Raw genomic sequence first — 2,963 nt, 5'->3', positions numbered from 1 at the left:
TTATCTCCGCCATTTACTTTTCCGACTACCCAAAATGATGTTCCAGCTCCACCACGTACATTCCATGAAGTTCCCTTCACTTTAGCAGTTGTAGAATTGATTAGTGTTAATGCATCTTCTCTTATGTATGTATTGTATTTTTTATCAGTTTGAGGATTAACAGCTATTTGAGCTAAGGTTAAATCATTTAAGGTTATATCGTATTGTTCAGATATTTTTTCATACTCATCAAATGACGTGTTTGGATTAAATGGTTTAGTTACAGTCAAATACTGCGAACTTACATAACCAGTCTTCCCGTTTGCTGAGACCTTTGCCCAATTCTTTTCTTCTGAATACACGAATGCTATAGTGCCTCTAGCTAGTTTTGTGATAATGGAAGAGTTGGAGGATGCTTCTGATCGCATATTCAATGTAGATCCAAACATCACATTAACATATTTTTCACTGACTTTATCTGGAGTATTTTCATCTTGATCAGAACTGTTTCCAGCTTGTTCGGCATCTTCTTTATTCGTTGAAAGGTATTGCGAACTTACATATCCCATCTTTCCATATGCTTTTATCTGTGACCAGCCATTTGCTTCAGAGTATACGGATACTTCTAATCCTCGGGGAAGCTTTACAATAATTGATGAATTATTGGATGCACTATTTCGCATATTTAAACTTGAACCAATTTCCACATTGACATATTTTGTTTCTCTTGTTTGCTCCTGATCAACAGCCTTATTCTCTTCTGGCTTTATTGGTGTGAGATATTGTGAACTTACATACCCCTCGAAGTTACCAGCTTTTATTTTAGACCAGCCAGCTTTTTTTGCTGAAACAATCACTTCCGTTCCCTTTGTTAATTTACTAACTATTGCGGAACTAGTCCCAGGAGATTTTCTTACGTTTAAGGTTGATGTTGCATTTACATTTACATACATCGTTTCATAGATTGGTTGTTTAACATTTTCTTGTTCGTTTGCACTTGAGGAAGACAGGTATTGACTGCTTACATATCCTATCTGCCCAAAGGCTTCCACTTTTGACCAGCCCTTATTTTCAGATAGCACCTTAACTTCCTTTCCTTTAGCAAGCTTAACAATAATGGAAGCATTTAAAGAAGAATCTTTTCGCATATTAAGCGAACCGCTCTTTATGTTTACATATTTTATGGTCGGCGCTGATGTTTCGGGTTTAATTGGGCTCACACTTGGATTTGTTGATGATAAATAACTTGAGCTTACATACCCTTCTTTTCCTGCGGCCTTTACTTTTGACCAGCCATTAGTTTCAGAGTAGACCGTTACTTCCGTTCCTTTTTTCAACGATGTGACCACCTGGGAGCTTGTGGACGCACTTTTTCGCATATTTAGCGAGCCGCTTTTTACATTGACATATTTTGTGGTTGCCTTGGAAGATTCAGTTTTAGTTGAGCTGACACTTTTGTTTGTTGATGATAAATAACTTGAGCTTACATACCCTTCTTTTCCTGCGGCCTTTACTTTTGACCAGCCATTAGTTTCAGAGTAGACCGTTACTTCCGTTCCTTTTTTCAACGATGTGACCACCTTGGAGCTTGCGGACGCACTTTTTCGCATATTTAGCGAGCCGCTTTTTATATTGACATATTTTGTGGTTGCCTTGGAAGATTCGGTTTTAGTTGAGCTGACACTTTTGTTCGTTGATGATAAATAACTTGAGCTTACATACCCTTCTTTTCCTGCGGCCTTTACTTTTGACCAGCCATTAGTTTCAGAGTAGACCGTTATTTCCGTTCCTTTGATTAATGTAGCAAGAACAGTTGCGTTAGTTGATGGTATTTCTCTTAAATTTAGGAAGCCACTTTTAATATTCACATATTTAACTTCAGAACGTATCGAGTTTTCGCCGGATTTATTCTGCTCGGCAAATACTGTTTCCTCAATCGCAAATGTAGACAATACAGCAACACAAACAGTAGGTAATAGTACCTTATTCATATTTCCTCCTTACTAATTAAATTTATCTACGATATGTATTATGAACACTAGTAATCTTTGAAAAAGTGTCCAAAACTATATTAGCACAATTTACCAATGATAATGGCGAACTATGTCTAAAATGGGTATAAATACCTATTTTTTATTCAGGTGATTTTTAAAAAATAATTTACCGATCTAAGTGATTATTCTTGTTTCAAGAAAGAGAATGTGGGGGAATCAACTGGTATGTTTACAAAACTAAAAAAATGGATGAACTCCTCTGAGTCATCCACTATCCCAACCTATTTTGTTTAGTATCTTTTCGCCTTTCATACATCTGATCTAATTCTTTTATAAATTGATCGTCAAATTGATCTGAAAGCTGTTCACAAATTTGTTTTGCTAGCTTAGGGCTTGCCCCATTCGTAGATACAGACAAGGTTAGCCTTCCTTTTTTTACAGATTTAGGAACAATTACATTTCCTTTATCAGCGTTACTGACAACATTTACAAGCTGATTTACTCCGGCTTGCTCAGCGATCCATTCATTAACTAATGGATCATTAGTTGCGGCAATAATCATAAATGCCTGCTCTAAATCAGATTGTTCTACCTTTTTTTTTATCCATTGCAGTTTGTTTTGATTTGCGTGCTCCTCTATTTCAGGTAAAACTTCAGGACTAACCACGGTAATACTGGCACCTTCATGTAAAAACAGTAAAAGTCTCCGAAAGGCAATATTGCCTCCCCCAACTATAAGAACTTGCTTTCCTTTGACATCAATATGAAGTGGAATCATAACTTTATTCCTCTATCAAAATTGAATGCGCCATTTTTATTAACAATCGTCTCACTTATTCGTTCTAGAAAAAGTTCAAGCAGTACTGGATGCGGTCCAAGATAAGAACAAACTTCAATACTCCGTTCTTTCCAATCATACTTTTTAATTTTTTGATCAATTTCCCTTTTTAATAATCCAGTAAAAACCAAATAAGGAATAACAATAATTGA

3 protein-coding genes are annotated in these 2,963 nt (G+C 36.0%); all 3 read right to left on the bottom strand.

Annotation, left to right across the window (positions count from 1 at the left end; translation table 11 throughout):
* The coding region (locus WQ54_RS32000; RefSeq protein ID WP_052737856.1) for an SH3 domain-containing protein at window positions 1–1,970 on the bottom strand (1,970 nt) is incomplete at its 3' end.
* 274 nt (window positions 1,971–2,244) lie between these two features.
* Entirely contained in the window at window positions 2,245–2,751 is a 507-nt protein-coding gene (locus WQ54_RS17625; protein WP_046510930.1) for a bifunctional precorrin-2 dehydrogenase/sirohydrochlorin ferrochelatase, read from the bottom strand.
* The coding region (locus WQ54_RS17620; protein ID WP_046585924.1) for a CbiX/SirB N-terminal domain-containing protein at window positions 2,748–2,963 on the bottom strand (216 nt) is incomplete at its 5' end. The genes WQ54_RS17620 and WQ54_RS17625, both read right to left, overlap by 4 nt.

Source organism: Bacillus sp. SA1-12 (assembly GCF_000981385.1).
GTDB lineage: Bacteria > Bacillota > Bacilli > Bacillales > Bacillaceae > Metabacillus.
Note: the sequence above shows the minus strand (reverse complement) of the source record. Positions and strands in the feature narration are given on the sequence as shown.

Coding starts and splice junctions, on each gene's coding strand:
- WQ54_RS17625 (WP_046510930.1), bottom strand. CDS start 2,751: ATGATTCCACTTCATATTGATGTCAAAGGAAAGCAAGTTCTTATAGTT.